The 24,069-nt window shown below is 72.5% G+C and carries 17 protein-coding genes; 8 read left to right on the top strand and 9 right to left on the bottom strand.

Annotated features, from left to right (window positions below; genetic code table 11):
- The first annotated feature begins 169 nt into the window (after positions 1-169).
- Positions 170-1,093: an LLM class F420-dependent oxidoreductase gene (locus ACIRB1_RS06750; RefSeq protein WP_403464783.1), complete on the top strand. Its 924-nt coding sequence runs from the start codon at positions 170-172 to the stop codon at positions 1,091-1,093.
- A gap of 91 nt (positions 1,094-1,184) precedes the next feature.
- Here ACIRB1_RS06750 and ACIRB1_RS06745 read toward each other — a convergent pair whose 3' ends face one another.
- The gene (locus ACIRB1_RS06745) at positions 1,185-2,669 is read right to left on the bottom strand and encodes an MFS transporter (RefSeq protein WP_403464782.1); all 1,485 of its coding nucleotides are present in this window, start codon (positions 2,667-2,669) and stop codon (positions 1,185-1,187) included.
- Positions 2,670-2,833: 164 nt separating this feature from the next.
- On the opposite strand from ACIRB1_RS06745, the gene ACIRB1_RS06740 reads away from it, so the two are divergent.
- The 3 genes from ACIRB1_RS06740 (at position 2,834) to ACIRB1_RS06730 (ending at position 5,425) form a co-directional block, all read left to right on the top strand.
- The gene (locus ACIRB1_RS06740; RefSeq protein ID WP_352177983.1) at positions 2,834-3,502 is read left to right on the top strand and encodes a TetR/AcrR family transcriptional regulator; all 669 of its coding nucleotides are present in this window, start codon (positions 2,834-2,836) and stop codon (positions 3,500-3,502) included.
- A gap of 109 nt (positions 3,503-3,611) precedes the next feature.
- Positions 3,612-4,343, top strand: a complete 732-nt coding sequence (locus tag ACIRB1_RS06735; protein WP_352177982.1) for an ABC transporter ATP-binding protein — start codon at positions 3,612-3,614, stop codon at positions 4,341-4,343.
- Positions 4,344-4,456: 113 nt separating this feature from the next.
- Positions 4,457-5,425 carry an ABC transporter ATP-binding protein gene (locus ACIRB1_RS06730; RefSeq protein WP_403464914.1) on the top strand — a complete coding sequence of 323 codons (969 nt, stop codon included), beginning with the start codon at positions 4,457-4,459 and terminating at the stop codon, positions 5,423-5,425.
- Between the two features lie 12 nt (positions 5,426-5,437).
- Here the strand turns inward: ACIRB1_RS06730 and ACIRB1_RS06725 are convergent, their stop codons facing one another.
- Both ACIRB1_RS06725 and ACIRB1_RS06720 read right to left on the bottom strand, forming a co-directional pair.
- Positions 5,438-8,299, bottom strand: coding sequence for a hypothetical protein (locus ACIRB1_RS06725; protein WP_403464781.1), 2,862 nt, complete (start codon positions 8,297-8,299; stop codon positions 5,438-5,440).
- Positions 8,296-11,535, bottom strand: a complete 3,240-nt coding sequence (locus ACIRB1_RS06720) for an FtsX-like permease family protein (RefSeq protein WP_403464780.1) — start codon at positions 11,533-11,535, stop codon at positions 8,296-8,298. The genes ACIRB1_RS06725 and ACIRB1_RS06720 overlap by 4 nt, the downstream gene beginning before the upstream one ends.
- 344 nt (positions 11,536-11,879) lie before the next feature.
- Between ACIRB1_RS06720 and ACIRB1_RS06715 the strand changes: the two genes are divergently transcribed.
- A complete protein-coding gene (locus tag ACIRB1_RS06715; RefSeq protein ID WP_403464779.1) occupies positions 11,880-13,343 on the top strand; it encodes a 3' terminal RNA ribose 2'-O-methyltransferase Hen1 in 1,464 nt (487 codons plus the stop codon).
- Complete coding sequence (locus ACIRB1_RS06710) at positions 13,340-15,895, top strand: polynucleotide kinase-phosphatase (protein WP_403464778.1); 2,556 nt, start codon at positions 13,340-13,342, stop codon at positions 15,893-15,895. The genes ACIRB1_RS06715 and ACIRB1_RS06710 overlap by 4 nt, the downstream gene beginning before the upstream one ends.
- A gap of 319 nt (positions 15,896-16,214) precedes the next feature.
- Here ACIRB1_RS06710 and ACIRB1_RS06705 read toward each other — a convergent pair whose 3' ends face one another.
- Positions 16,215-17,114: a hypothetical protein gene (locus tag ACIRB1_RS06705; RefSeq protein WP_403464777.1), complete on the bottom strand. Its 900-nt coding sequence runs from the start codon at positions 17,112-17,114 to the stop codon at positions 16,215-16,217.
- Positions 17,111-18,151, bottom strand: coding sequence for an SPFH domain-containing protein (locus ACIRB1_RS06700; protein ID WP_352177976.1), 1,041 nt, complete (start codon positions 18,149-18,151; stop codon positions 17,111-17,113). The genes ACIRB1_RS06705 and ACIRB1_RS06700 overlap by 4 nt, the downstream gene beginning before the upstream one ends.
- Before the next feature lie 166 nt (positions 18,152-18,317).
- Here ACIRB1_RS06700 and ACIRB1_RS06695 point away from each other — a divergent pair, with 166 nt between their 5' ends.
- Together ACIRB1_RS06695 and argF are read left to right on the top strand one after the other, a co-directional pair.
- Complete coding sequence (locus ACIRB1_RS06695) at positions 18,318-19,541, top strand: arginine deiminase (RefSeq protein WP_403464776.1); 1,224 nt, start codon at positions 18,318-18,320, stop codon at positions 19,539-19,541.
- 80 nt (positions 19,542-19,621) lie between these two features.
- Positions 19,622-20,629 carry an ornithine carbamoyltransferase gene (gene argF, locus ACIRB1_RS06690; protein ID WP_403464775.1) on the top strand — a complete coding sequence of 336 codons (1,008 nt, stop codon included), beginning with the start codon at positions 19,622-19,624 and terminating at the stop codon, positions 20,627-20,629.
- A gap of 23 nt (positions 20,630-20,652) precedes the next feature.
- Here argF and ACIRB1_RS06685 read toward each other — a convergent pair whose 3' ends face one another.
- From ACIRB1_RS06685 to cysC, 4 genes are all read right to left on the bottom strand, one after another.
- Complete coding sequence (locus ACIRB1_RS06685) at positions 20,653-21,108, bottom strand: ATP-binding protein (RefSeq protein WP_352177973.1); 456 nt, start codon at positions 21,106-21,108, stop codon at positions 20,653-20,655.
- Positions 21,109-21,382: 274 nt separating this feature from the next.
- A complete protein-coding gene (locus ACIRB1_RS06680) occupies positions 21,383-22,594 on the bottom strand; it encodes a sulfate adenylyltransferase subunit 1 (RefSeq protein WP_403464774.1) in 1,212 nt (403 codons plus the stop codon).
- Positions 22,595-22,596: 2 nt separating this feature from the next.
- Positions 22,597-23,517 (bottom strand): sulfate adenylyltransferase subunit CysD, encoded by a 921-nt coding sequence (gene cysD / locus ACIRB1_RS06675; protein ID WP_403464773.1) that lies wholly within the window; start codon positions 23,515-23,517, stop codon positions 22,597-22,599.
- A complete protein-coding gene (gene cysC, locus ACIRB1_RS06670; RefSeq protein ID WP_403464772.1) occupies positions 23,514-24,065 on the bottom strand; it encodes an adenylyl-sulfate kinase in 552 nt (183 codons plus the stop codon). The genes cysD and cysC overlap by 4 nt, the downstream gene beginning before the upstream one ends.
- Positions 24,066-24,069 lie beyond the last annotated feature (4 nt).

The following is a 24,069-nucleotide window of genomic DNA, read 5'->3' as shown; positions in this document are numbered from 1 at the left end:
GGGAATCCGGGCGGTCCGGCTCCGCCCGAGCCAACGATCATCAACGGGGCCGGTCACTGGCGCGGGCACCCCCCGTGCGCACGGTTGACGCGATTTCACCCGACCGGGGACGGGATCGGCCGGAGGGACCGATGGGGTTGACCGGCACCCGACCGTGCAGGATGGAGACATGGATCTGCGTATCTTCACCGAGCCCCAGCAGGGGGCGACCTACGACACCTTGCTCGCCGTGGCCAAGGCCACCGAGGACCTCGGCTTCGACGCCTTCTTCCGCTCCGACCACTACCTCGCGATGGGCTCCGGCGACGGCCTCCCCGGCCCCACCGACGCCTGGGTCACGCTGGCCGGCCTCGCCCGCGAGACCAAGCGCATCCGCCTCGGCACCCTGATGACGGCCGCCACGTTCCGGCTCCCCGGCGTCCTCGCCATCCAGGTCGCACAGGTCGACCAGATGTCCGGCGGCCGGGTCGAACTCGGCCTGGGCGCGGGCTGGTTCGAGGAGGAGCACAAGGCGTACGGCATCCCCTTCCCCAAGGAGAAGTTCGCCCGCCTGGAGGAGCAGCTCGCGATCGTCACCGGCCTGTGGGCGACCAAGCCCGGCGACACCTTCGACTTCCACGGCAGGCACTACGACCTGACCGGCTCGCCCGCGCTGCCCAAGCCCGCTCAGGCGAAGATCCCCGTGCTGATCGGCGGACACGGCGCGAGCCGCACCCCGAAGCTGACCGCGCGGTTCGCCGACGAGTTCAACATGCCGTTCGCCTCGATCGAGGACAGCGAGCAGCAGTTCGGCCGGGTCCGCGCCGCAGCCGAGGCAGCCGGCCGCAAGGGCGACGACCTGACCTACTCCAACGCCCTCGTGGTCTGCGTCGGCAAGGACGACCAGGAAGTCGCCCGCCGGGCCGCCGTCATCGGCCGCGAGGTCGACGAACTCAAGGCCAACGGCCTCGCGGGCACCCCGTCCGAGGTCGTCGACAAGATCGGCCGCTACGCCGAGATCGGCTCCCAGCGCATCTACCTCCAGGTCCTCGACCTCGCCGACCTGGACCACCTGGAGCTGATCTCGGCCCAGGTGCAGACCCAGCTGTCGTAGTCCCGTCGCGGGACCGGCAGGTGAGCCGTGCGGGCGGGGCGCGTCGGCCCCGCCCGCACCGGCTCGTCCGGAGCCGCTTGCCCGAGCCGTCCTAGCCCGAACTCGACGCCCCCGCCCTCGCGGTGGCCGTCGCGGGCATTCCCGCGGTCACCGGCTTCCGGCGTCCCGGGAGGAACGCGGCCAGGAACAGGGCTGCCAGGGAGGATGCCGAGCCGATGCCCATGATCACGCGGAAGCCGTTGTGGGAGGGGGCGGTGAAGGAGCCGAAGCTCGTCGTCATGTGCGCCAGTACGACCCCGGCGACGGCGCTGGAGGCGGACGTACCAATAGACCGCATCAGGCTGTTGAGGCTGTTCGCGGCGGCCGTCTCGGAGAGCGGCACGGCGCCCATGATGAGCGCGGGCATCGCGCCGTAGGCGAAGCCGACACCGGCCGAGATCACACAGCACACCACCACGACCTGCCAGACCGCGGCCATCATGACGACCCCGAGGCCGTACCCGGCGGCCACGATCAGCGCGCCCAGCATCAGGGTGATCCTGGGTCCGGCCGTCGCCGAGATACGGGCGGAGAGCGGGGCGGTCGCCATCATCACCAGGCCGGACGGGCCGAGCGCGAGGCCCGCCGCGAGCACGGACTGACCGAGGCCGTAGCCGGTGAGCGTGGGCAGCTGGAGCAGTTGGGGCACGGCCAGCGACATCGCGAACATGGCGAAGCCGAACATCACGGACGCCAGGTTGGTGAGCAGTACCTGGCGGCGCGCGCTGGTGCGCAGGTCGACCAGCGGCCGTACGGTACGCAGTTCCCACCAGCCCCACACCAGCAGCACCACAACCGCCGTGGCGAACAGGCCCGTTGTGGTGCCGCTGCCCCAACCCCAGTCCGCGCCCTTGGAGATGGCGAGGAGCAGACACACCAGACCGATCGACATCCCGACGCCGCCCACCACGTCGAACCGGCCGCCGCTGCGCACCGCCGACTCGGGTACGAGGGCCACGACGAGCGCGGTCACGACGGCGCCGAGCACCGCCGCCGTCCAGAACAGCACGTGCCAGTCGGCCTTTTCGGCGATGAACGCGGCCGTCGGCAGCCCCAGCGCGCCGCCCACGCCGAGCGACGCGCTCATCAGCGCGGTCGCCGATCCCAGTCGCTCGGGCGGGAGTTCGTCCCGCATGATGCTGATGCCGAGCGGGATCACGGCCATCGAGACGCCCTGGAACGTCCGCCCCACGATCATCGGTACCAGCGAGTCGCTGAGCGCGCCGATCACCGACCCGGCGATCAGCAGCACCAGGCTGAGCAGCAGCATCCGCCGCTTGCCGTACATGTCCCCGAGCCGCCCCACCACCGGGTTGGCCACGGCACCGGCGAGCAGGGTCGCGGTGATCGCCCATGTGGCGTCGGACGGCGAGGAGTTCAGCAGCTTGGGGAGCTCCGGCACGATCGGGATGATCAGCGTCTGCATCAGCGAGACGGTGATCCCGCCGAGCGCCAGAACCCAGACGACGGCGCCGGAGCCCGACGGCCCGACCCCCTCGACGGGAACGGGTGGGGAGGGGGAGCTGGACGCGGACATGGCGAAGCCTCCGGCTGACGCGTGCGACACGGGGCTGAACGAAACGAGTCTGGCATGTTTTTCGTATGACGTACGCAAAATAGGTGGAGCCCGAATGGAGGGCTGCCGGAGCGGTAGCCTTCAGGGGTCCGGGCGAGAGCGTCGCGGACGGAGAGGCGCGGGAGATGACGCAGGTGGCGACGGGTCCTGACCGCCGCGGCAGGGGGCGTCCGCCCCGGCTGTCGCGGGAGCGGATCGTCGAGGGCGCGGTCGAGGTCCTGCTCGCCGAACCCGCCGTCTCCCTCACCATCAAGCGCGTGGCCGACGCCGTCGGCGCCGCCCCCATGGCCCTCTACCGCTACTTCCCGGACCGCGACGCCCTCCTCCAGGCCACCGCCGACCACGTCCTCGAAGCGATGGAGCGCGCCCCCATCGCCGAGGGCCCCTGGCCGGACCGGCTGCGCGCCTGGATGCGGGCCGGGCAGGCCAACCTCCGCCCCTACCCGCAGCTCATGCCGTACATGACGACGACCCGGCACCCCGCCTGGCTCCCCGGTCTGACCCGGCTGCGCGAGATCCTCACCCCGGCCGGCCTCTCCGTCGAGGACCTCGCCCTCGCCGCCGCGCTCATCTCGTCCACGATGCTCGGCCACGCCGTCTACGAGGGGTACCGACGGCCCGACGAGGAGATGACGGCCCTGCTCGACGACGCCGGCCCCGGTCCCGACCCCACCACGGACGCCCTGCGCCCCCTCGTCGCGGGCCTCCCCGCGGCGCACGCCCGCCTCTACGACACGATCCTCGACCAGACGGTCACGACGGTGGAGCGGCTCGCGGGCGGCGGCGCGCGGTAGCCGCCGCGATGAATGGCCGAACGGGCCCTCGGGGGCGGGTACTTGTCGGGTCGGCGTACCGTACGGTGCGATGCGGGGCCGTCCTGTCCATCGAGCCGGGGGAGCGGGTATGAGCGAGCAGGCCAGTGGGCGCGGGGTCGCCGTGGACGTCGGGGCGCCGGACGACCCGATGGTGGTGGTCGAGGAACTGCGCCGCACCTACGGCAGCGGGGACACCGCCGTGCACGCGCTGCGCGGGGTCTCCTTCAGCGTGCCGCGCGGTGAACTCGTCGCGCTCCGGGGCAGGTCCGGCTCCGGGAAGACCACGCTGCTCAACCTGGTCGGCGGGCTCGACACCCCGGACGGCGGCCGGATCGTGCTGGACGGCACGAACCTGGCGGGGCTCGGCGACGACGACCTGCTGGCACTGCGCCGGGACCGTATCGGCTTCGTCTTCCAGTCCTTCGGCCTCATCCCGATCCTGACGGCCGCCGAGAACGTCGGGGTGCCGCTGCGGCTGCGGAAGGTCCCGGCCCGTGAACGCGAGGCCCGCGTCGCCCTGTTGCTCTCCCTCGTCGGTCTCTCCGACCACGCCGACCAGCGTCCCGGCGAGCTGTCCGGGGGCCAGCAGCAGCGGGTGGCGATCGCCCGCGCGCTCGCCAACAACCCGGCCCTGATCATCGCCGACGAACCCACCGGCCAACTCGACGCGGACACCGGCCTGACGGTGATGGACCTGCTGCGGGCCGTCGTCCGCAGCGAGTCCGTCACCGCCCTCGTCGCCACCCACGACACCCAACTCCTCGCGCTGGCCGACCGGGTGCTGGAACTCCGCGACGGCCGCATCGTCGAGGACAGCTGACGGCGACACGGGTCCGCCGCACCACCCTGACCGCAGCCCGGCATCTCATCCGCAGACTTCACCTCCTCGGGGGACGCGTGGCAGTTCACCAACAGCCCACCGGGGCACCGGACTTGGGCGAGCTGCGGCGGCGGGCCGTCGCGGCTGCCGCCCCGCGCCGCGAGGAGGGCCTGGTCGTCTGCGAGAACCTGGTGCGGATCTACCAGACCGAGGGCGTCGAGGTGCAGGCCCTCCAAGGGCTCGATCTGGCCGTCGCCGAGGGCGAGATGATCGCGGTCGTCGGCGCCTCGGGCTCCGGCAAGTCCACTCTGCTGGGCATTCTCGCCGGCCAGGACGTGCCCACCGCCGGTGCCGCCGAGGTCGCGGGGCACGACCTGCTGACGATGAAGCGCCGCGACCGCCTCGCCTACCGTCGCGGCACGGTGGGTTTCATCTGGCAGCAGACCTCCCGCAACCTGCTGCCCTATCTCTCGGCCGCCGAGAACGTGATGCTGCCGATGACGTACACCGGGATCAAACGCTCCCAACGCCGGGCCCGCGCAGAGGAGTTGCTCGACCTGCTGTCCGTCGGCCACTGCCGGGACCGCACCCCCGACACCCTCTCCGGCGGCGAACAGCAGCGTGTCGCCGTGGCCGTCGCCAATGCCAACGAACCCCGGGTGCTGTTCGCCGACGAACCCACGGGCGAACTCGACACCGCCACCAGCGACGAGGTCTTCGCCGCGCTGCGCCGGGCCAACGAGGACCTGGGCGTCACCGTCATCGTCGTCACCCACGACGCGCTGGTCTCCGAGCAGGTCCAGCGCACCGTACGGATCCGCAACGGCCGTACCTCCACCGAGGTGTTGCGACGGGTCGCCACCGACGAGGACGGCGTCGAGGTGCTCACCGCCGAGGAGTACGCCGTACTCGACGCCGGCGGACGCCTCCAGCTCCCCGCCGAGTTCACCGAACGCCTGCACCTGCGCAAGCGGGTCCGACTCGCCCTGGAGACCGACCACATCGGCGTCTGGCCCGACGAGGCGGCCCGGCGGGCGAGGTCCGAGGCGGAGGGCGGAGACCTCAACGAAAGCGCGCCGTAGGCGAGTTGCCCGTCACGAGAGGCGCAGTACCGCTCCCAGCCGCCGCCTCCGGGCGAGCACCGTCTCGGACGCGGCGGCGACCAGGATGAGCAGCGTCACGCCGGCGACCAGCGCGAGGGTGAGCGAGTAGTCGGTCCGCAGTGCCGGCTGGGCCGGGCCGCCGGTGAACTGCCGCAGGTCCAACGTCGGTGCCAGGAGCCGGGGTTCGAGCAGGCCGAGCAGGGTGCCGCCCAGCGCGGTCGCCACCGCCAGCGGGAGCAGCTGGAGGAAGTGGATCACTCCGGCCTCTCTGGCGCCGAGGCCGAGTGTGCGCAGGAACGCGGTCGTTCGGCCGCGCTCGTGGGCGGTGAGCGTCAGCTCAAGAGCGAGCGCGAGCAGGCCGGAGAGCGCGGCCAGGATCGAGGTGGTGGTGTAGATCGTGCCGAGGCCCTGGGTCAGGCCGTCCGCGCGCAGGGTGCTCAACGTCTCGGAACGGACGCGGATCCGCGCCAGCGGCCCGAGCGCCCTGGCAGCCGCCGACCGCAACGCCGTGGCCTCGTTGCCCTTCCCCTCGCCGCCGCCTCGGAGGAGCAGGACGGTGCTGCCCGAGGCCTGTGGGGGCAGCAGCCGCTCCGCACCCGCGACGGTGATCAGCAGCGGCGTCCCGGCGGGGAGCCGCGCGGTGACCGGCCCGAGGAGAGGATCGCGCAGTTCCGCCGTGGTGAGGGTGCCGACCGGCTCGAAGGTCAGGTTCACCGGCGGTTCGCCCTGTGTCACGACCGTGGCGCCGAAACCGCCGGTGCGCTCGGCCGCCCGGAGGCCGGGGGAGACGAAGGACGGCAGCGGGACCCGCGCGTCGACCCCGGCTCCCGACATACCGCCCAGCCCGGACAGCAGGGCTTCGGCCAGCCCCGACGTCGGTGCTACGGCGGCCAGTTGACGCGGGTCCACCGTGATCACGGCGACCTGTGAGACCACCGCCCCGTCGTTCTGTCCGGCGAGGTCGAGGGCGTACAGCCGCTGGAGGGCGGTCCGGACACCGGTCGCCGTGGCGGCCCCCGGTGCCACGGCCACCGTCCCCGCCACCGTGGCGCTCGCGTCCGCGCCGCTCGTCCAGGCCGCCCCCGTGGCCAGCCCGTCGCCGATGGTCCGCTGCACGAGGCCGCCGAACACGGCCGTGCCCAGGGTCAGGACGAGGACGAACAGGGCCAGCCCGGTCGCCGGGGCGTCATGCGCGGCCCGGGCCGCGCCGACGAAGCCGACCGTTCCCCGGCCGCGCCGGGCCTGCCGGAGCACCAGGCGCAGAACGAGCGGATAGACCCGCAGCAGAAGCAGTACGACGGAGAGCGCCACCAGCACCGGCACCGCGCCGAGGATTCCGTCGGGGCCCTGCGAGCGCAGGGCGACCACCCCGGCGGTCGTCGCGAGCAGCACGGTCAGCTCCAGGACCACGCGGCGGCCGACGGCGGTTTTCCGGCGGGTGCGGCGCAGACGCCCGGGTCTGCGCGGTTCGCGGACCGCGAGCCAGGTCATCAGCGGCACCGTCAGCATCACCACGCCGGTGACGACGGCGGCGGGCACCGGCTGCGGCGAGCCGGACGCGCCGGTGGGAGCCAGGGCCCGCCCGACCGCCCAGCCGAGCAGCGCCGCGAGCAGCACCACCGGCCAGGCCACCGCGCAGCGCAGCAGCACCAGCCGCGTGGTGGACGCGCCCCGCGCCCGCTGCAACCGCAGGTGCGGCTGTCTACGGCGCAGCAGCAGTCGTACGGCGACGGCGACGGTGGCCAGCGCGACCGCGGCGAGCGCGTCCACGGCATAGGTCGCGAGCGCCCGGGCCTGCTGGTCCTGGGCGGTGAACGCGGTGAGCAGCGGGGTCAGGGAGTCGGTCACCAGCAGGGAGCCGGTGGCCTGGCCGTCGATCCGGCAGCTGATGTCGCCGGTGACCCAGTCGCTGCCCTGGCAGCGGGCGGCGCTCAGGTCGGTGCCGTAGTGGGAGAGGGGTCCAGTCAGGGTGCGGGCCCGGTCGTAGGCCGCCCCGGACAGGTCGGCGCGCAGCTGCCAGGTCACCCGGGGGCCGCCGACGCCGGCGCCGGCCAGCAGGTCGGCGGCGTCGCGGCCGACGAGTCCGCGGACGGCGAGCACGGTGCCGGCGGAGCGTTCCGCCGCGTAGCGCGCGGGCCGGTCCAGGGTCTCGCGGCCGGCCCAGAAGTCGTCGGCGGCGGCCGTGGCGCGGTAGATCCCGCTCACCAGCAGGGTCGCGTGGGGCGGGGCGGTCTGGGCCTCGGGGGTCCTGGGGAATTCCAGGGACAGGCGGCTCCCGGTCCGGACGCCGAGGGCCCGCGCGGTGGTCTGCGACAGCGCGATCTGGGGCGGGGTGGCCAACGGGGTGTGATCCGCCGGTGGTCGGCCGCTGACGTAGCGCAAGTGGCCGCGTGCGGCCGGTAGGTAACTGGCCGTCAGATTGGTGCTCGTGTTCGCCGGGCCCGGTGGCCGGGGTGAGAGCAGGGATGCCGGGTCGTAGTCGTAGCTGCCACCGGTGAAGGACAAGTGCCTTGCGGCTGCGCCCAGTTGCTCGGTGAGGGTGCGGCCCGCGGTGAGCAGGGAGGCCATGTCGACGGAGGGCGGTGTGGTGTCGAAGACCTCCGGGGTGGTGCTCAGGCTGATCAGCGGTGCCTCGGTCTGCGCCGCGTCGACGCGCTGTCGTAGCGCCCGGTCCTCCTGGCGGCCCGCGAGGGCGGGGGCCCAGGCGCAGAGCGCGGTCAGCAGCAGGACCAGGACCGCGAGACAGGCCAGCAGCGGGAGGTCGCCGCGGGTCTCGCGGCGGATGAGGCGCCGGGTCACCGCCGTGCCCGTGGTCCTGGGGCGGGTCGCCGTCAGCTCCGTCGTGTGGCTCAACGGTCTTCCCCCGCTCGCAGGACGCGGACCAGGTCCACCCGGGCCAGTAGCCGTGCCAGGGCCAGGACGATCACGCTGATGGCGAGGGCGGTCGCCAGCGCGGTGAGGGTGACGGTGGCCCACGGGGTGATCCGGGGCAGCGGCGGATAGGGGGCCTGGCCGGTGTCGTCCACGGTGACCAGGGGCAGTACGGCCGCGGCCAGGGCCATGCCCAGCAGCGCCCCCGGGATCACCGCGAACAGCGCGAGGCCCACCTGTTCGGCGCCCAGCAGCGCGGACAGGCTCTTCGCGCGGACGCCGATCGCGCGCAGCAGCGCGAACTCCTTGCGGCGCTCCCGGGTGGAGACCACCGCGTGCACGGTGAAGGCGATGACCGCGAAACCGGGGGCCAGATACCGGACCAGTTCCAGCACCCGGCGCAGCCCGTCGCGGAACGGGTCGGCCTGGAGGGCGGCGGCGGTGCGTGCCGTGGTGGTGACGGCGCCCAGCGCGGGCTGCGCCTCGGCGGCGGCGGCCGTACGCGCGCTGTCGGTACTGGTCAGCCACCAGAACGCGGGGTCCTCCTGGTGGGCACCGGCCCACGTGAGCGCGCTGGAGAGTTGACGCTGGTCGGCGATCAGGTGCCCCTGCGCGCGGCCCAGTCCCGGAGGCGAGTCGACGCGGCCCACGATTCTCGCGGTGATCCGGCCACCGCCCAGGTCGAGCGTGGTCGTACCGCCGATGCGCAGGCGGGCCGCGCTCAACGTCGAGGAGTCGGCACGCACGGGAAGGGGTGCCGGACCGCCGGACGGCCGTGCCACGAACCGCACGTGACCGCCGGGCTTGGTCGCGTAGTCGCCGGCCGACAGACCGCCGAACGTGTCCGAGATCGACTGCGAGGGACGGACCCCGGTGCTGACGGTGGCCCGGAGCACCTCGGGACCGCGCGGCGCGATCGAGCACACCCCGGGGACGCCGGGTTCGTAACTCCCGGCCAGTTTCCCCTCGCAGGCCCCCTTGGTGGCGTCGGAGCCGTGGTCCGTGCCGTCGGACCAGGTCTGTCCGCCGGGGAGCCGGGCGACCCAGGTGTCGGCGGCGCCGCGCGCGCCGACCCGGAGCAGGTCCAGGTCCAGCCGGGCGGGAGCCACGTTCGGCTGCGGCAGGACGCTGATCGCGGTCACCGTCAGCGGATACGCCCGGGGGTGGCCCCCGCTCAGCGCCACGGCCAGCGGGACCGCGACGGTGTGCCGGGTGCCGTCGGCGGCGGGCAGCCGGGCCGGTACGACGCTGACCAGGCCGGACGCGTCCTGCACGGTCAGTTCCAGGCTCGGCGCCACCCGGCTGCCGTCGCCGCGCAGCCGCTCGTCCAGCAGGAGAGCGGTCGGCCGTCCGGGCAGCCGTATGCCGGGGACGGCCGGTGCCGGGGTGCGGGGCGCGGGTCCGCCGACCGTGCCGACCAGGTCCTCGGTGGCGCCGCCCGGCAGGTTCACCGTCGACCGCGTCACCGGGGTCGCGGAGGTCACCCCCGGCAGCGCGCGATAGGCGGCGCCCAGCACGGCGGTGGGATAGCCGTCGTCCGCCGACGGGGCGATCCGCACGTCCGCGCCGACGGTGAACGCGGCCTCCTCCGACGCCAGTCCGCCCAGACAGGCCAGCGCCGTGGTGGCGAAGGCGCTCACCGCCACGGCCAGGCACATCAGCACCACCGGCCCCGCGGTGCGCGCCGCCCGGCGGCTCAGCTGCCAGCCGGCCAGGGCGAGTACGAGCCCCCGCCCGCGCCGGCCGGAGGCGTCCAGCAGCAGTGAGGTGAGCGGCAGCAGCCGTAGCAACAGCAGCGCGGAGGCCCCCGCCACCAGCGTCGGCACCAGAACCAGCACCGGGTCCACGGACGCACTGCCCGAGCCCACATCGGCGATCAGCGAGTGGTGCCGCCGCAGCTCCAGATACCCCAGGGCCGCCACGGCCACCAACGCCAGGTCCACGCCCAGCCGTTGAGCGGCGGCGGCCCGCGCACCCCGGGCACTTCGCGCCCGCGCCGACGGCAGCACGGGCAGCAGCACCGCCGCCGCGTGCACCACCAGCGTCAGCCCTACGGCCGCCCACGCGTCGGCGCCCCGGGTGCCGGGATGCAGCAGCCCGGCCAGGAAGGGCGCGGCCAGGGCGGCCGGGATGCCGGTGAGCGCCCACTCGGCCGCCGCGCCACGCAGCAGCCTCAACGTGCCCGCGCCCCTTGCCTGTTGGAGGGCCAGCTCGTCGCGTCGGCGTACGGTCAGCTGACGGGCGGCGAGCACCAGGGTGGCCAGGGCGAGGACCGCCAGGAGCAGGCTCGGCAGATACAGCGAGGAGCGGGCCGCGACCGTCGGGATGGTCAAGTCGTCGATGGCGCCCGGCAGTCCGGACGCCACCGTCAGATCGTCCAGCGACGGCCGCCGCCCGCCGAACACCGACACCTGGCTCTGACTGCCGGAGAACGCCCGCAGCCGGTCGTGCAGTCGGGCGAGGCCGTCCGCGTCGAGCCGGGTGAGGTCGGGCTGCACGCTCCAGTGGGCGGTGAGATGCCCGTTCAGTGCGGCGCTGCCGTTGAGTGCCGCCGCCGAAACCACCAGCAGATCCTGGTCGGCGGTCTCGCCCTCGGCCAGGTCCCCGGCCATCGCGGGCCAGAACCCGACCGCACCGCTCGCCCGGAAGACACCGGTGATCCGCAGGGTCATGGGCCGGCTGAACGCGTCCCGCACCTGGAGCCGCGAACCGGCCGTGACGCCAAGGCGTTTGGCGAGCGCGACGGGTATCGCCGTGCCGACCGGCGCGGTGGCCCCGGTGGCGACCGGGACATCGGGCAGCGAGGTGAACGCGCCGGCCGGGGCATCGGCCGTACCGGCGGGCCACCGCCCGGCCACCAACTCCCCGAACCTGCCCGGCTGTTGTACGGCGACCGGATGCAGCCCGCTGCCCCCGGGCCCGTGCGGTGGACCCGCGACCCCGTCGATCCCCGAGACGGACACCGGCGAGGTGCCGAGCAGCCCCACGTACGTCCGCTGCGGCACCCCGGCGAACACCCGCGCGGCGGCGGCCCGCACGGCTCGGTCGGCGGCGGCCATCCCGCCCGCCCGGTAGGACGCGTTGACGTTCACCTGCGCACCGGGATCGGCGGCCAGCCGCCGTACGGCCCCCGCCTGCACCGAGCTTCCCGCCAGCGCCGTGAGCGCGGCCAGCGCTGTCGCGCACAGCAGCACGGTCACCGCTACGGACGCCAGCACCAGCCCGTGCTGGGTGGCCCGCCGGGCAACCACCGGAAGCCGACGGCGAGTTGGGCGTGGCGCGTCGGGGCGCCGCCGTGACGAGGACGGCAAGGCCGTGGCGACCACATGAACCCCCGCAGAATCGAACATGTGACGGCGACAGCGCGGGTCAGTCCTACCAGCCCGCCCACGGCGCCGCAAGAAACGCCGACCCTCACGGCCGCCCGGCGGGGGAGAGGCGGAGGGAAAATGCCGGAGTGCGCGAGGGGCGTTCGCTGTACGTTGGGCGGGCGGCCCCGAGATTCGCGGTGGCGCGCTTCCCCAGTTCAGAGGCTCAGCAGACGTTTCGAGGCAGACCCACCGTGTTCCTGACGATCAGTACCACCGGCACCCCCGAACGCCCCGCGACCGACCTCGGTTTCCTGCTGCACAAGCATCCCGACAACGCGCAGGCCTTCTCCACGTCCTACGGCAAGGCGCACGTCCTCTACCCGGAGGCCGATGCCGAGCGCTGCACGGCGGCGCTGCTGCTGGAGGTCGACGCGGTGGCGCTGGTCCGGCGCGGCAAGGGCAAGGGACGCGGCGGCGCCCCCGACGCCGCGCTCGCGCAGTACGTCAACGACCGTCCGTACGCGGCCTCTTCACTCCTCGCCGTCGCCCTGAGCGCGGTCTTCTCCAGCGCCATGCGGGGTGTGTGCACCGCCCGCCCCGAGCGCGCAGGACAGCCGCTGCCGCTGCGCGTCGAGGTACCCGCGCTGCCCGCCAGGGGCGGCCCCGACCTCGTGCGGAACCTCTTCGCGCCGCTCGGCTGGACGGTCACCGCCGAACCGGTCGCGCTGGACGCCGAGTTCCCCGAGTGGGGCGACTCGCGGTACGTCGGTCTCGTACTGGAGTCGGAGACGCTGACCCTCGCCGAGGCGCTGCGTCACCTCTACGTCCTGCTCCCGGTCCTGGACGACGCCAAGCACTACTGGGTGGCGTCCGACGAGGTCGACAAGCTGCTGCGCGCGGGCGAGGGCTGGCTGGCCGCGCACCCCGAGCAGAAGCTCATCACCAGCCGCTATCTGTCCCGCCGTTGGTCCCTCACCCGGGAGGCCATGGAGCGGCTGGAGCTGGTGCGGCTCGCCGAGTCCGACGACAGCGAGGTCGAGGAGATCGACAACGCCGTCGAGCCGGAGACCGGGACCGAGGAGAAGCCGACCCCCCTCGCCGTGCTTCGCCGGGAAGCGATCGTCGACGCGCTCAGGACCTCCGGTGCCGCCCGCGTGCTCGATCTCGGCTGCGGACAGGGCCAGTTGGTGCAGGCGCTGCTCAAGGACACCCGGTTCACCGAGATCGTCGGCACCGACGTGTCGATGCGCGCGCTCACCATCGCAGGCCGCCGCCTCAAGCTCGACCGCATGGGGGAGCGGCAGGCCGCACGCGTCCAGCTCTTCCAGAGCTCCCTCGCCTACACCGACAACCGCCTCAAGGGCTACGACGCCGCCGTGCTCAGCGAGGTCATCGAGCACCTCGACCTGCCCCGGCTGCCGGCCCTGGAGTACGCGGTGTTCGGCGCCGCCCGCCCCCGGACGGTCGTCGTCACCACCCCGAACGTCGAGTACAACGTCCGCTGGGAGACCCTCCCTGCCGGACAGGTACGGCACGGCGACCACCGCTTCGAGTGGACGCGCGCCGAGTTCGGCGAATGGGCGGGGAAGGTCGCCCAACGGCACGGCTACGACGTCGAGTTCGTGCCGGTCGGGCCCGAGGACCCCGAGGTGGGACCGCCCACCCAGATGGCCGTGTTCCGGATGACCACCGTGAAGGAGGAGAAGGCCGCATGACGAACGAGACCCCCGCGAAGGTACGCACCCTGCCCGTCACCGACCTCTCCCTCGTGGTGCTGATCGGTGCCTCCGGCTCGGGCAAGTCCACGTTCGCGCACCGCCACTTCAAGCCCACCGAGGTCATCTCCTCGGACTTCTGCCGGGGCCTGGTCGCCGACGACGAGAACGACCAGAGCGCCAGCCGGGACGCCTTCGACGTCCTGCACTACATCGCGGGCAAGCGCCTCGCCGCCGGCCGCCGCACCGTCGTCGACGCGACCAGCGTGCAGCAGGACAGCCGACGGCAACTGATCGACCTGGCCAAGCAGTTCGACGTGCTGCCCATCGCCATCGTGCTCGACGTGCCGGAGGAGGTGTGCGCCGAGCGCAACGCCTCCCGTTCCGACCGCGCCGACATGCCGCGCCGCGCCATCACCCGCCACACCCGCGAACTCCGGCGCTCCCTGCGGGGCTTGGAGCGCGAGGGCTTCCGCAAGGTGCACGTCCTGCGCGGCGTCGAGGAGATCGAGAACGCCACGGTCGTCACCGAGAAGCGGTACAACGACCTGACCCACCTCACCGGCCCCTTCGACATCATCGGCGACATCCACGGCTGCGCCGCCGAACTGGAGACCCTGCTCGGCAAGCTGGGCTACGACGACGGCGTCCACCCCGCGGGCCGCACGGCCGTCTTCGTCGGCGACCTCGTCGACCGCGGCCCGGACTCGCCCGGCGTGCTGCGCCGCGTGATGTCCATGGTCGGCTCCGGCAACGCACTGTGCGTACCGGGCAACCACGAGAACAAGTACGGCCGTCACCTCAAGGGCCGCAAGGTCCAGCACACCCACGGCCTCGCCGAGACGATCGAGCAGATGGCGGAGGAGACCGACGAATTCCACGCCCAGGTAAGGGAGTTCATCGACGGACTCGTCAGCCACTACGTCCTCGACGGCGGCAGGCTCGTGGTCTGCCACGCCGGGCTGCCCGAGAAGTACCACGGCCGCACCTCCGGCCGGGTCCGCTCGCACGCCCTCTACGGCGACACCACCGGCGAGACCGACGAGTTCGGCCTGCCGGTGCGCTACCCGTGGGCCGAGGACTACCGGGGCCGCGCGGCCGTCGTCTACGGCCACACCCCGGTCCCCGAGGCCACCTGGCTCAACAACACCATCTGCCTCGACACGGGCGCCGTCTTCGGCGGCAAGCTGACCGCCCTGCGGTGGCCGGAGCGGGAGTTGGTCGACGTACCGGCCGAGCAGGTCTGGTACGAGCCGGCCCGCCCGCTGCGCACCGAGGCACCCGGCGGCCACGACGGCCGCCCGCTGGACCTGGCGGATGTGCACGGCCGCCGGGTGGTGGAGACCCGGTACGCCGGGCGGGTGTCGGTCCGCGAGGAGAACGCGGCGGCGGCCCTGGAGGTCATGAGCCGCTTCGCCGTCGACCCGCGCCTGCTGCCGTACCTGCCGCCGACGATGGCCCCGACGGCGACCTCGCATGCCGAGGGCTATCTGGAGCACCCGGCCGAGGCGTTCGCGCAGTACGCCGAGGACGGGGTCGCGCGGGTCGTGTGCGAGGAGAAGCACATGGGGTCGCGGGCGGTGGCGCTGGTGTGCCGGGACGCGGAGGCGGCGGCGCGGCGGTTCGGCGTGGACGCCGGACAGGGGCTGACGGGGTCTCTCTACACGCGCACCGGCCGCCCGTTCTTCGACGACGCCACGGTCACCGAGGAGATCCTCGGCCGACTGCGGACGGCACTCGACGAGTCGGGCCTGTGGGCCGAGCTGGAGACCGACTGGCTGCTGCTGGACGCGGAGTTGATGCCGTGGTCGCTGAAGGCGTCCGGGCTGCTGCGCGGGCAGTACGCGGCGGTCGGAGCGGCGGCGCGGGCGGTGTTCCCGGGTGCGCTGGCCGCGCTGGAAGGTGCCGCGGGGCGGGGTGTCGACGTGGACGCGCTGCTCTCCCGGCAGCGCGAACGGGCCTCGGACGCCTCGGCGTTCACCGACGCGTACCGGCGCTACTGCTGGACCACGGACGGCCTCGACGGTGTCCGGCTGGCCCCCTTCCAGATCCTCGCGGTCCAGGGGCGCAGCCTCGCCGCACTCCCGCACGACGACCAACTCGCCCTGCTGGACCGGCTCGTGGAGCACGACGGCAGCGGCCTGCTCCAGACCACACGGCGTCTCTACGTCGACACCGGTGACCCCGAGTCCGTCCAGGCCGGGGTCGACTGGTGGCTGGAGATGACCGGGCGGGGCGGCGAGGGCATGGTCGTCAAGCCGGTCGGTGCGGTGGTGCGCAGCGAGGCGGGTCGGCTTGTCCAGCCCGGGATCAAGTGCCGGGGGCGCGAGTATCTGCGGATCATCTACGGTCCGGAGTACACGCGGCCCGACAACCTCGCGCGGCTGCGGGGGCGGTTCCTGAACCACAAGCGGTCCCTTGCGATCAGGGAGTACGCGCTCGGTCTGGAGGCACTCGACCGGCTGGCCGAGGGGGAGCCGTTGTGGCGGGTGCACGAGGCGGTGTTCGGGGTGCTGGCGTTGGAGTCCGAGCCGGTGGATCCGCGGTTGTGAGGTGTGGTGCGGGTGGGTGGGGGCGGGTGTCCCGGGGGGGGGGGGGGGGGCCGCCCCCCCCCCCCCCCACCCCCCCCCCCCCCCCCCCCCCCCCCGACCGCGGGGGGGCCCCCCGGGGGGGGGGGGGGGGGGGGGGGGGGGGCCCCGGGGGGGGGGGGGGGGGGTTGGGGGGGGGGGGGGGGGGGGGGGGGGGGGGGGTGTCCCTGGGGGCTCCGCCCCCAGACCCCCGTTTCCCGCCCACCCACCCGTTTACGGGCGTTTCAAGGTGAACCTAAAACGCCCGTAACGGGCGGTGGGTGGGCAAAGGCGCAGGGCCGGATCATCCGACGAGCCGCAGCCTCTGTCCGCACACCCCGACCCGAACCCCCTGCCCCCACGTCAACTCCACCGCGTCCCCCTCCATCCCGTCCCCGAACACGATCAACTGCTCCGACTCCACGGTGAGTTCGAGCACCGCTGAACCGACCAGCTGCCCGGAGACCAGCGACGTGCCGGTCACCGGTGACGGCCACGCCTCCCGTACGAACCACACAAGCCTGCCCTCCGAGGGGTGTGGCAGGGGCAGGGCGCTGCCCCGTTCCTGCCACACCGACCGGAGCCACCCCGTGGCCCCCGTGCCCGTTCCCACGAGCACCCCGGAGGACGCCTGGGCCTCGACGACACCCCCGTCGCCCTCCAGACCCAGGCGGTATCGGGCCGTCTGATGACCGACGGAGCCCAGATAGATCTCGTTGAGCGCGACCAGCCGCTGCGTGTCGTCGGCGACGGCCTCGACCATGGTCAGTTCGTCCACCCCGGTACCGGCCGAATGAGCCGAGGCCAGCAACGTGGCCGCGGCCGACGGGCGGTGCCGGACCAGGACACCGGGATTGCGCCCGGGGTCGGTGTCGAAGCCCAACACCGGTTGCCCGGCGAGGTACTTGGCGACATTGGCGACCAGTCCGTCCTGGCCGACGACGACCACCACGTCCTCCGGTGCGAACAGGAACCGGTCCAAGTCGGCCCGCTCGACCTGGGTCTGACGCCAGGTCAGGGGAATCGCCGCCGAGACCTCGGCCAGCGCCCGCCGGGTCCTGCGGTGCCGTTCGGCGACCTCCTCGATGTCCCGCCCCCGCGACCGGAGGAAGTACGCGGCCTGCCCGTGCGTCCCGTGCCGGGCCACCAACTCCTCGTACTCCGTGGTCCGATGGACGAGGACGGCCCGTGGCGCGAGACTCACGCGCCCGTCTCCCCGCCGCCGAGCTTGGTCAACAGCCCCGTCAGCACGTCCGGCGAGATGGTGATGCTGTCGATGTTCGGCAGGTTCTCCGCGAGCCGTGTGCCGGTGAGCGCGTTGAGCGTCGCCACGTCGACATCGGCGTGCACCCGCAGCCACGCCGCCTGGGCGTGTGCGCGCGCGTCGCCCACCTCACGCGCACCCTCGGCCTCGGCACGGGCGAGGCGTACGGAACGCGCCGCCTCGGCGTCGGCGAGCCGTACCGTGCGGGTAGCCTCCGCCTCGGCCCGTACGCCGTCGGCAGCCGCGTGCTCCTCGGCCTCGCGGCGCGCGTTGGTGCCGCGCTGGTCGACCAACTGCTCCTCGCGGCGTGCGAGTTCGATCTGGCTGTCCAGTTCGTTCTCGGCGATCGCGCGCTCCCGCTCGACGGCCACCGCCCGGCGTTCGTAGGTGGCCTTGTCCGCCTCCTGCTGGATCTGCTCGCGGGCCGGGGTGCGCAGCGCCCGCTCCACCTCGGGTTCGGGGCGGATGGCCATCACGCGGACGGCGACCACCTCGATGCCGGTGGCCGGCAGCCGGGGTTCGGCGCCGAGCCCGGCCGCGATCCGCTCCCGTACCGCCGTCACCCCGTCGACCAGCGCGGCGGCGAGGGGGGTCCGGGCGAGGACGGCCAGCGCGTGCTGCTGGGCCGTCTCGGTGAGCAGGGTGCCGAGCTGTTCGAGGGGCGAGCCCCGCCAGACGCCCGTGTCCGGGTCGACGGAGAAGTCGAGGCGGGCGGAGGCGAGGGCCGGGTCGCTGATCCGGTAGGTGACGGTCGCCTGCACCGCCACGTCCTGGAAGTCGGACGTACGGGCGTGGAAGGTCATGGCCAACTCGCGGTCGTCGACCGGCACTTCGGAGAGTGCGGCGGTCAACGCGCGGAACCAGAAGCTGAGTCCGGGACCGTCGTGCAGCAGCGTGCCGCCGCGGTGGTGCCTGATGTGCGCCGTGGGCGCCCCGCGCAGGTGGCGCCAGCCCAGGCGCCGGGTGATGTCGGCCATCAGAGTCCCTCAGATCCGGTCGTTCCCGTGGGATCCGGTCAGATCCCGCATCGATCTCGTCAGTAAGACGATAAGCGGAGGACGCAGTTGTCGTCAAGGGGACGAGAACAAGTGCAGTATGAAAAGTACGGGGGTGAAGTCGGTCCGGGGTGGTCAGGATGGAGACATGGCACTCCATGTCGACTCCGAGACCGGGCGGCTGCGCCGCGTCATCCTGCACCGGCCGGATCTGGAGCTCAAAAGGCTCACCCCCGGCAACAAGGACGCGCTCCTCTTCGACGACGTGCTCTGGGTGCGCCGGGCGCGCGCCGAGCACGACGGCTTCGCGGACGTGCTGCGCGACCGAGGCGTCGCCGTCCACCTCTTCGGCGACCTGCTCGCCGAGTCCCTGGCGATCCCCGAGGCCCGCGCGCTCGTCCTGGACCGTGTCTTCGACGAGAAGGAGTACGGCCCCCTCGCCACCGACCACCTCCGCGCCGCCTTCGAGGCGCTGCCCGCACCCGAACTCGCCGAGGCGCTGGTGGGCGGCATGACCAAGCGCGAGTTCCTGGAGGCGCACGCGGAGCCGACCTCCGTCCGCTTCCACGTCATGGACCTCGACGACTTCCTCCTCGCCCCGCTCCCCAACCACCTCTTCACCCGCGACACCTCCGCCTGGATCTACGACGGCGTCTCCGTCAACGCCATGCGCTGGCCGGCGCGGCAGCGCGAGACCGTCCACTTCGAGGCGATCTACCGGCACCACCCGCTCTTCCGGTCCGAGAAGTTCCATGTCTGGTCCGAGGGGCAGGCCGACTACCCGTCCACCATCGAGGGCGGTGACGTGCTCGTCATCGGGAACGGCGCGGTGCTCATCGGCATGAGCGAGCGGACCACCCCGCAGGCCGTCGAGATGCTCGCGCACAAGCTGTTCGCCGAGGGCTCGGCGCGCACGATCGTGGCTCTCGACATCCCCAAGCAGCGCGCCTTCATGCACCTCGACACGGTGATGACGATGGTCGACGGCGACACCTTCACCCAGTACGGCGGGCTCGGCATGCTGCGGTCGTACACCATCGAACCGGGCGTCGGCGAAAGGGAGTTGAAGGTCACCGACCATCCGCCGGAGCAGATGTACGACGCGATCGCCGCCGCCCTCGGGCTCGGCGGGATCAGGGTCCTGACCGCCACCCAGGACGTGCACGCCGCCGCGCGCGAGCAGTGGGACGACGGCTGCAACGTCCTCGCCGTCGAGCCCGGAGTCGTCGTCGCCTACGAGCGGAACGCCACCACCAACACCTATCTGCGCAAGCAGGGCATCGAGGTGATCGAGATCCCGGGGAGCGAGCTGGGCAGGGGCCGAGGCGGCCCGCGCTGCATGAGCTGCCCGGTCGAGCGGGACGCCGTATAGAAATTCTATGTATCGTATAGAGTTCCAAACCTGAGCACCTGTTCCCCGTGTCCCCGTACCTGCACCGATGGAGCGCCCCCATGGCGACAGTCCCGACCGCCCTCGCCGGCCGCCACTTCCTCAAGGAGCTGGACTTCTCCGAGGAGGAGTTCCGCGGTCTGATCGAGCTGGCCGCCGAGCTGAAGGCCGCCAAGAAGGCGGAGAGCGAGACGCGGTACCTGTCGGGGAAGAACATCGCGCTGATCTTCGAGAAGACCTCGACGCGCACCCGCTGCGCGTTCGAGGTCGCCGCCGCCGACCAGGGGGCCTCGACGACCTACCTCGACCCGTCGGGCTCGCAGATCGGGCACAAGGAGTCCGTGAAGGACACCGCGCGGGTGCTCGGTCGTATGTTCGACGGCATCGAGTACCGGGGCGACAGCCAGGTCGCCGTGGAAGAGCTGGGCGCGTACGCGGGCGTGCCGGTCTACAACGGACTCACCGACGACTGGCACCCCACCCAGATGCTCGCCGACGTGCTCACCATGACCGAGCACAGCGACAAGCCGCTGGAGCGGATCGCCTTCGCCTACCTCGGCGACGCCCGCTTCAACATGGGCAACTCCTACCTCGTCACCGGCGCGCTGCTGGGCATGGACGTACGGATCGTCGCCCCGAAGTCGTACTGGCCCGCCGGGGAGATCGTCACCGCCGCCCGCGCGCTGGCCGCCCGGAGCGGTGCGCGCATCACGCTCACCGAGGAGACCGAGGAGGGCGTCGCGGGCGCCGACTTCGTCGTCACGGACGTCTGGGTCTCCATGGGCGAGCCCAAGCAGGTCTGGGACGAGCGGATCGCGGCCCTCGCGCCCTACGCGGTGACCATGGACGTCCTACGGGCCACCGGCAACCCGGACGTCAAGTTCCTGCACTGCCTGCCGGCCTTCCACGACCTCGGCACCAAGGTCGGCCGCGAGATATACGAGACCCACGGCCTCGACTCCCTGGAGGTCACGGACGAGGTCTTCGAGTCCCCGCACTCGATCGTGTTCGACCAGGCGGAGAACCGACTGCACACGATCAAGGCCGTCCTGGTCGCCACCCTGGCCTGACCAGGCCTGATCTCCTACGGCGGCTATCCCGCCGGGCGCCACTGGGGCGGTACGACGGGCAGCCTGAACCACACGGCCTTGCCCGACTCGGTGGGGCGGTGGCCGCACGACGAGCTGAGGGCGCGGATCAGCAGCAGGCCGCGCCCGTGCTCCTGCCAGGGGTCGGGGTCCTCGACGACGGGTTTCGTGAGGCTGCCGGGCGGCTTCGGGTCGGGGTCGTGCACCTCGACCTGGCAGCCGGTGGGCAGCAGCTCGACCACGAGCTCTATGGGAGCGTCACCGGCGGTGTGTTCCACCGCGTTCGCGACCAGTTCCGCCGTCAGCAGCTCCGCGGTGTCACTGTCGGCCGTGTACATGACCTCGGACAGGGCCGTACGGACCAGTGCGCGGGCCACCGGCACGGCCGCGGCGGTATGCGGCAGTGCGATGCGCCAGGAGGCGGAGGCGGAGGGTCGTTCTTGCAAGGCGGGTCCGTTCATGGAGCAGGCTGTCCTGCTTTCAACTATATGAATGGTACGGCGCCTTTTGTCAGAGTCTCTCGGCAGGCGCCGGACGGGACCTTCGGCCCCGGTACCGAGCGGCATACCCCGTTCAACGGTCTCTCCCGCACACCTGCTCCCGTTGTTACCGCGCTATTGACGACTCGTGACGGATGCGACGGCAACAGGTCATTTCGACAGGTTGTTTCGCCAGGACATGAAAACACCCCCGAGCCCGTCCGAAACGGGCCCGAGGGCGTATTGCGGGTAAGGATCAGGTCAGATCGGCCATCCCGGCGGTGAGAGTCGCGCCGTCCGCCGGGTCGATCACGAGAAACGCGCCCGTACGCCGGGAGACCGCGTAGTCGTCGAGCGCGAGCGGCTCGGCGGTACGCAGGGTGATCCGGCCCAGGTCGTTCGCGGCCAGCTCGGCCGCGCCGCCGAGATCCTTGACGATGGCCTTGACCGTGCGGGTCGTGTGCCGCAGCAGCACCCGGTCCCCGACCCGCAGCGGGCGGTCGGCCAGATGACAGACGGCGGCCCGGACGTCCTGGGTGAGCGTGGGCGCGTCGACCCCGGCGGTGATCATGTCGCCGCGCGACACGTCCCCTTGATCGGCCAGCCGGAGACTGACCGACTGCGGCGCGTACGCCGCCCCCGCCCCGGTGCCGAGCACGGAGATCGCGGTGATCTCGGAACCCTCTCCGGAGGGATGCACCGTCACCCGGTCCCCGACCCGCAGCGAACCGGACACCAACTGGCCCGCGTACCACCGGACTTGGCCGTCCCGGATGACGTACTGCACAGGGAAGCGGGCCGGTGCGTCGGACGGGTCCGCGCCGACCGGGACGTTCTCCAGGAACTCCAGCAGCGCCGGGCCCTCGTACCAGTCCATGCGCGTGGAGCGGTCCACCACGTTGTCGCCGACCAGCGCCGACACCGGGACCGGAGTGAAGGAGGGCAGCCCCAACTCGGCCGCATGGCCCGCGAACTCCTCGACGATCCGCTCGAACACCGCCTGCTCGTAGCCGACGAGGTCCATCTTGTTGACGGCGAGGACGACGTGCGGGACGCGCAGCAGCGCCGCCACGGCCGCGTGCCGCCGGGTCTGCTCGACGACACCGTTGCGCGCGTCGACGAGGACCACCGTCAGCTCGGCCGTGGAGGCACCCGTCACCATGTTGCGGGTGTACTGCACGTGCCCTGGGGTGTCGGCGAGGATGAACCGCCTGCGCGGGGTGGCGAAGTAGCGGTAGGCCACGTCGATGGTGATGCCCTGCTCGCGTTCGGCGCGCAGGCCGTCCGTGAGGAGCGCGAGGTCGGGTGCGTCCTGGCCGCGGTCGGCCGACACCCGCCGCACGGCCTCCAGTTGATCGGTGAGGACCGACTTGGAGTCGTGCAACAGCCGTCCCACGAGCGTGGACTTGCCGTCGTCGACCGAACCGGCTGTCGCGAACCGCAGCGTGTCGATGGTGGTGGTGCTCATGGTTAGAAGTACCCCTCGCGCTTGCGGTCTTCCATCGCGGCCTCGGACAGCTTGTCGTCGGCCCGCGTCGCGCCCCGCTCGGTGACCCGGGAGGCGGCGATCTCGGTGATGACCTGCTCCAGCGTCACCGCGTCCGAGTCGACGGCGCCGGTGCACGACATGTCGCCCACGGTCCGATACCGCACCTGCCGCTTCTCGACCGTCTCGCCCGCCTTCGGGCCACCCCAGTCACCGGCGGTGAGCCACATGCCGTTCCTGCCGAAGACCTCGCGGTAGTGGGCGAAGTAGATCTGGGGGAGGTCGATGCCTTCGCGGGCGATGTACTGCCATACGTCCAGTTCGGTCCAGTTGGAGAGCGGGAAGACGCGGACGTGTTCGCCGGGTGCGTGGCGTCCGTTGTAGAGGTTCCACAGTTCGGGGCGCTGTCTGCGCGGGTCCCACTGGGAGAACTCGTCGCGCAGCGAGAAGACCCGCTCCTTCGCCCGTGCCTTCTCCTCGTCTCTGCGTCCGCCGCCGAAGACCGCGTCGAACTTCTCGCTCTGGATCTTCTCGGTGAGCGGGAGCGTCTGGAGCGGGTTGCGGGTTCCGTCGGGGCGTTCGCGCAGCACACCGCGGTCGATGTAGTCCTGTACGGAGGCCACATGGAGGCGCAGCCCATGTGCGGCGACCACACGGTCCCGGTACTCAAGGACCTCGGGGAAGTTGTGTCCGGTGTCCACATGAAGCAGCGAGAACGGCACCGGCGCCGGCGCGAACGCCTTCAGCGCGAGGTGCAGCATGACGATGGAGTCCTTGCCGCCGGAGAAGAGGATCACCGGCCGCTCGAACTCACCCGCCACCTCACGGAAGATGTGCACCGCCTCCGACTCCAGCGCGTCCAGGTGCGAGAGGACGAAGGCTTCCGGGGGCGTCACCGCGCTCACACCAGTCCCCGCTCGGACAGCACCGCGTACACCGCGTCCGCCGACTCCTGCGGGCTCTGCACCTGCGTCGGCAGGGTGAGCGCCGGGTCCGTGGGCGGTTCGTACGGGTCGTCCACACCGGTCAGGCCGGTGAGGTGACCCGCGGCCTGGCGGGCGTAGAGGCCCTTGACGTCGCGTTCGCCGCACACCTCGACCGGGGTCGCGACATGCACCTCGATGTACGGCGTCCCGCTCGCCTCGTGGCGCTTGCGGACGGCCTCGCGGCTGTCGGCGTACGGCGCGATGACCGGGACGAGGGAGAGGACGCCGTTGCGGGCGAGGACCTCGGAGACGAGGCCGATGCGCTGGACGTTGGTGTTGCGGTCCTCCCGGGAGAAGCCGAGGCCGGCCGAGAGGAAGCGGCGTATCTCGTCGCCGTCGAGGACCTCCACACGATGTCCCTCGGCCTTCAGGCGCTCACCCAGCTGCCGGGCGATCGTCGTCTTGCCCGCACTCGGCAGTCCGGTGAGCCAGACGGTGGCTCCCTGAGCCCTTGCCGTGGTGGTCATGCGC

Origin of the sequence: Streptomyces sp. NPDC096013 (assembly GCF_044763565.1) — a bacterium.
In the GTDB taxonomy this organism is placed as follows: Bacteria; Actinomycetota; Actinomycetes; order Streptomycetales; family Streptomycetaceae; genus Streptomyces.
This window is presented reverse-complemented; position numbering and strand designations above follow the sequence as displayed.

Coding starts and splice junctions, on each gene's coding strand:
- ACIRB1_RS06745 (WP_403464782.1), bottom strand. CDS start 2,669: ATGTCCGCGTCCAGCTCCCCCTCCCCACCCGTTCCCGTCGAGGGGGTC.
- ACIRB1_RS06700 (WP_352177976.1), bottom strand. CDS start 18,151: ATGGCCGACATCACCCGGCGCCTGGGCTGGCGCCACCTGCGCGGGGCG.
- ACIRB1_RS06695 (WP_403464776.1), top strand. CDS start 18,318: ATGGCACTCCATGTCGACTCCGAGACCGGGCGGCTGCGCCGCGTCATC.
- ACIRB1_RS06685 (WP_352177973.1), bottom strand. CDS start 21,108: ATGAACGGACCCGCCTTGCAAGAACGACCCTCCGCCTCCGCCTCCTGG.
- cysC (WP_403464772.1), bottom strand. CDS start 24,065: ATGACCACCACGGCAAGGGCTCAGGGAGCCACCGTCTGGCTCACCGGA.
- ACIRB1_RS06680 (WP_403464774.1), bottom strand. CDS start 22,594: ATGAGCACCACCACCATCGACACGCTGCGGTTCGCGACAGCCGGTTCG.
- ACIRB1_RS06735 (WP_352177982.1), top strand. CDS start 3,612: ATGAGCGAGCAGGCCAGTGGGCGCGGGGTCGCCGTGGACGTCGGGGCG.
- ACIRB1_RS06710 (WP_403464778.1), top strand. CDS start 13,340: ATGACGAACGAGACCCCCGCGAAGGTACGCACCCTGCCCGTCACCGAC.
- ACIRB1_RS06740 (WP_352177983.1), top strand. CDS start 2,834: ATGACGCAGGTGGCGACGGGTCCTGACCGCCGCGGCAGGGGGCGTCCG.
- ACIRB1_RS06750 (WP_403464783.1), top strand. CDS start 170: ATGGATCTGCGTATCTTCACCGAGCCCCAGCAGGGGGCGACCTACGAC.
- argF (WP_403464775.1), top strand. CDS start 19,622: ATGGCGACAGTCCCGACCGCCCTCGCCGGCCGCCACTTCCTCAAGGAG.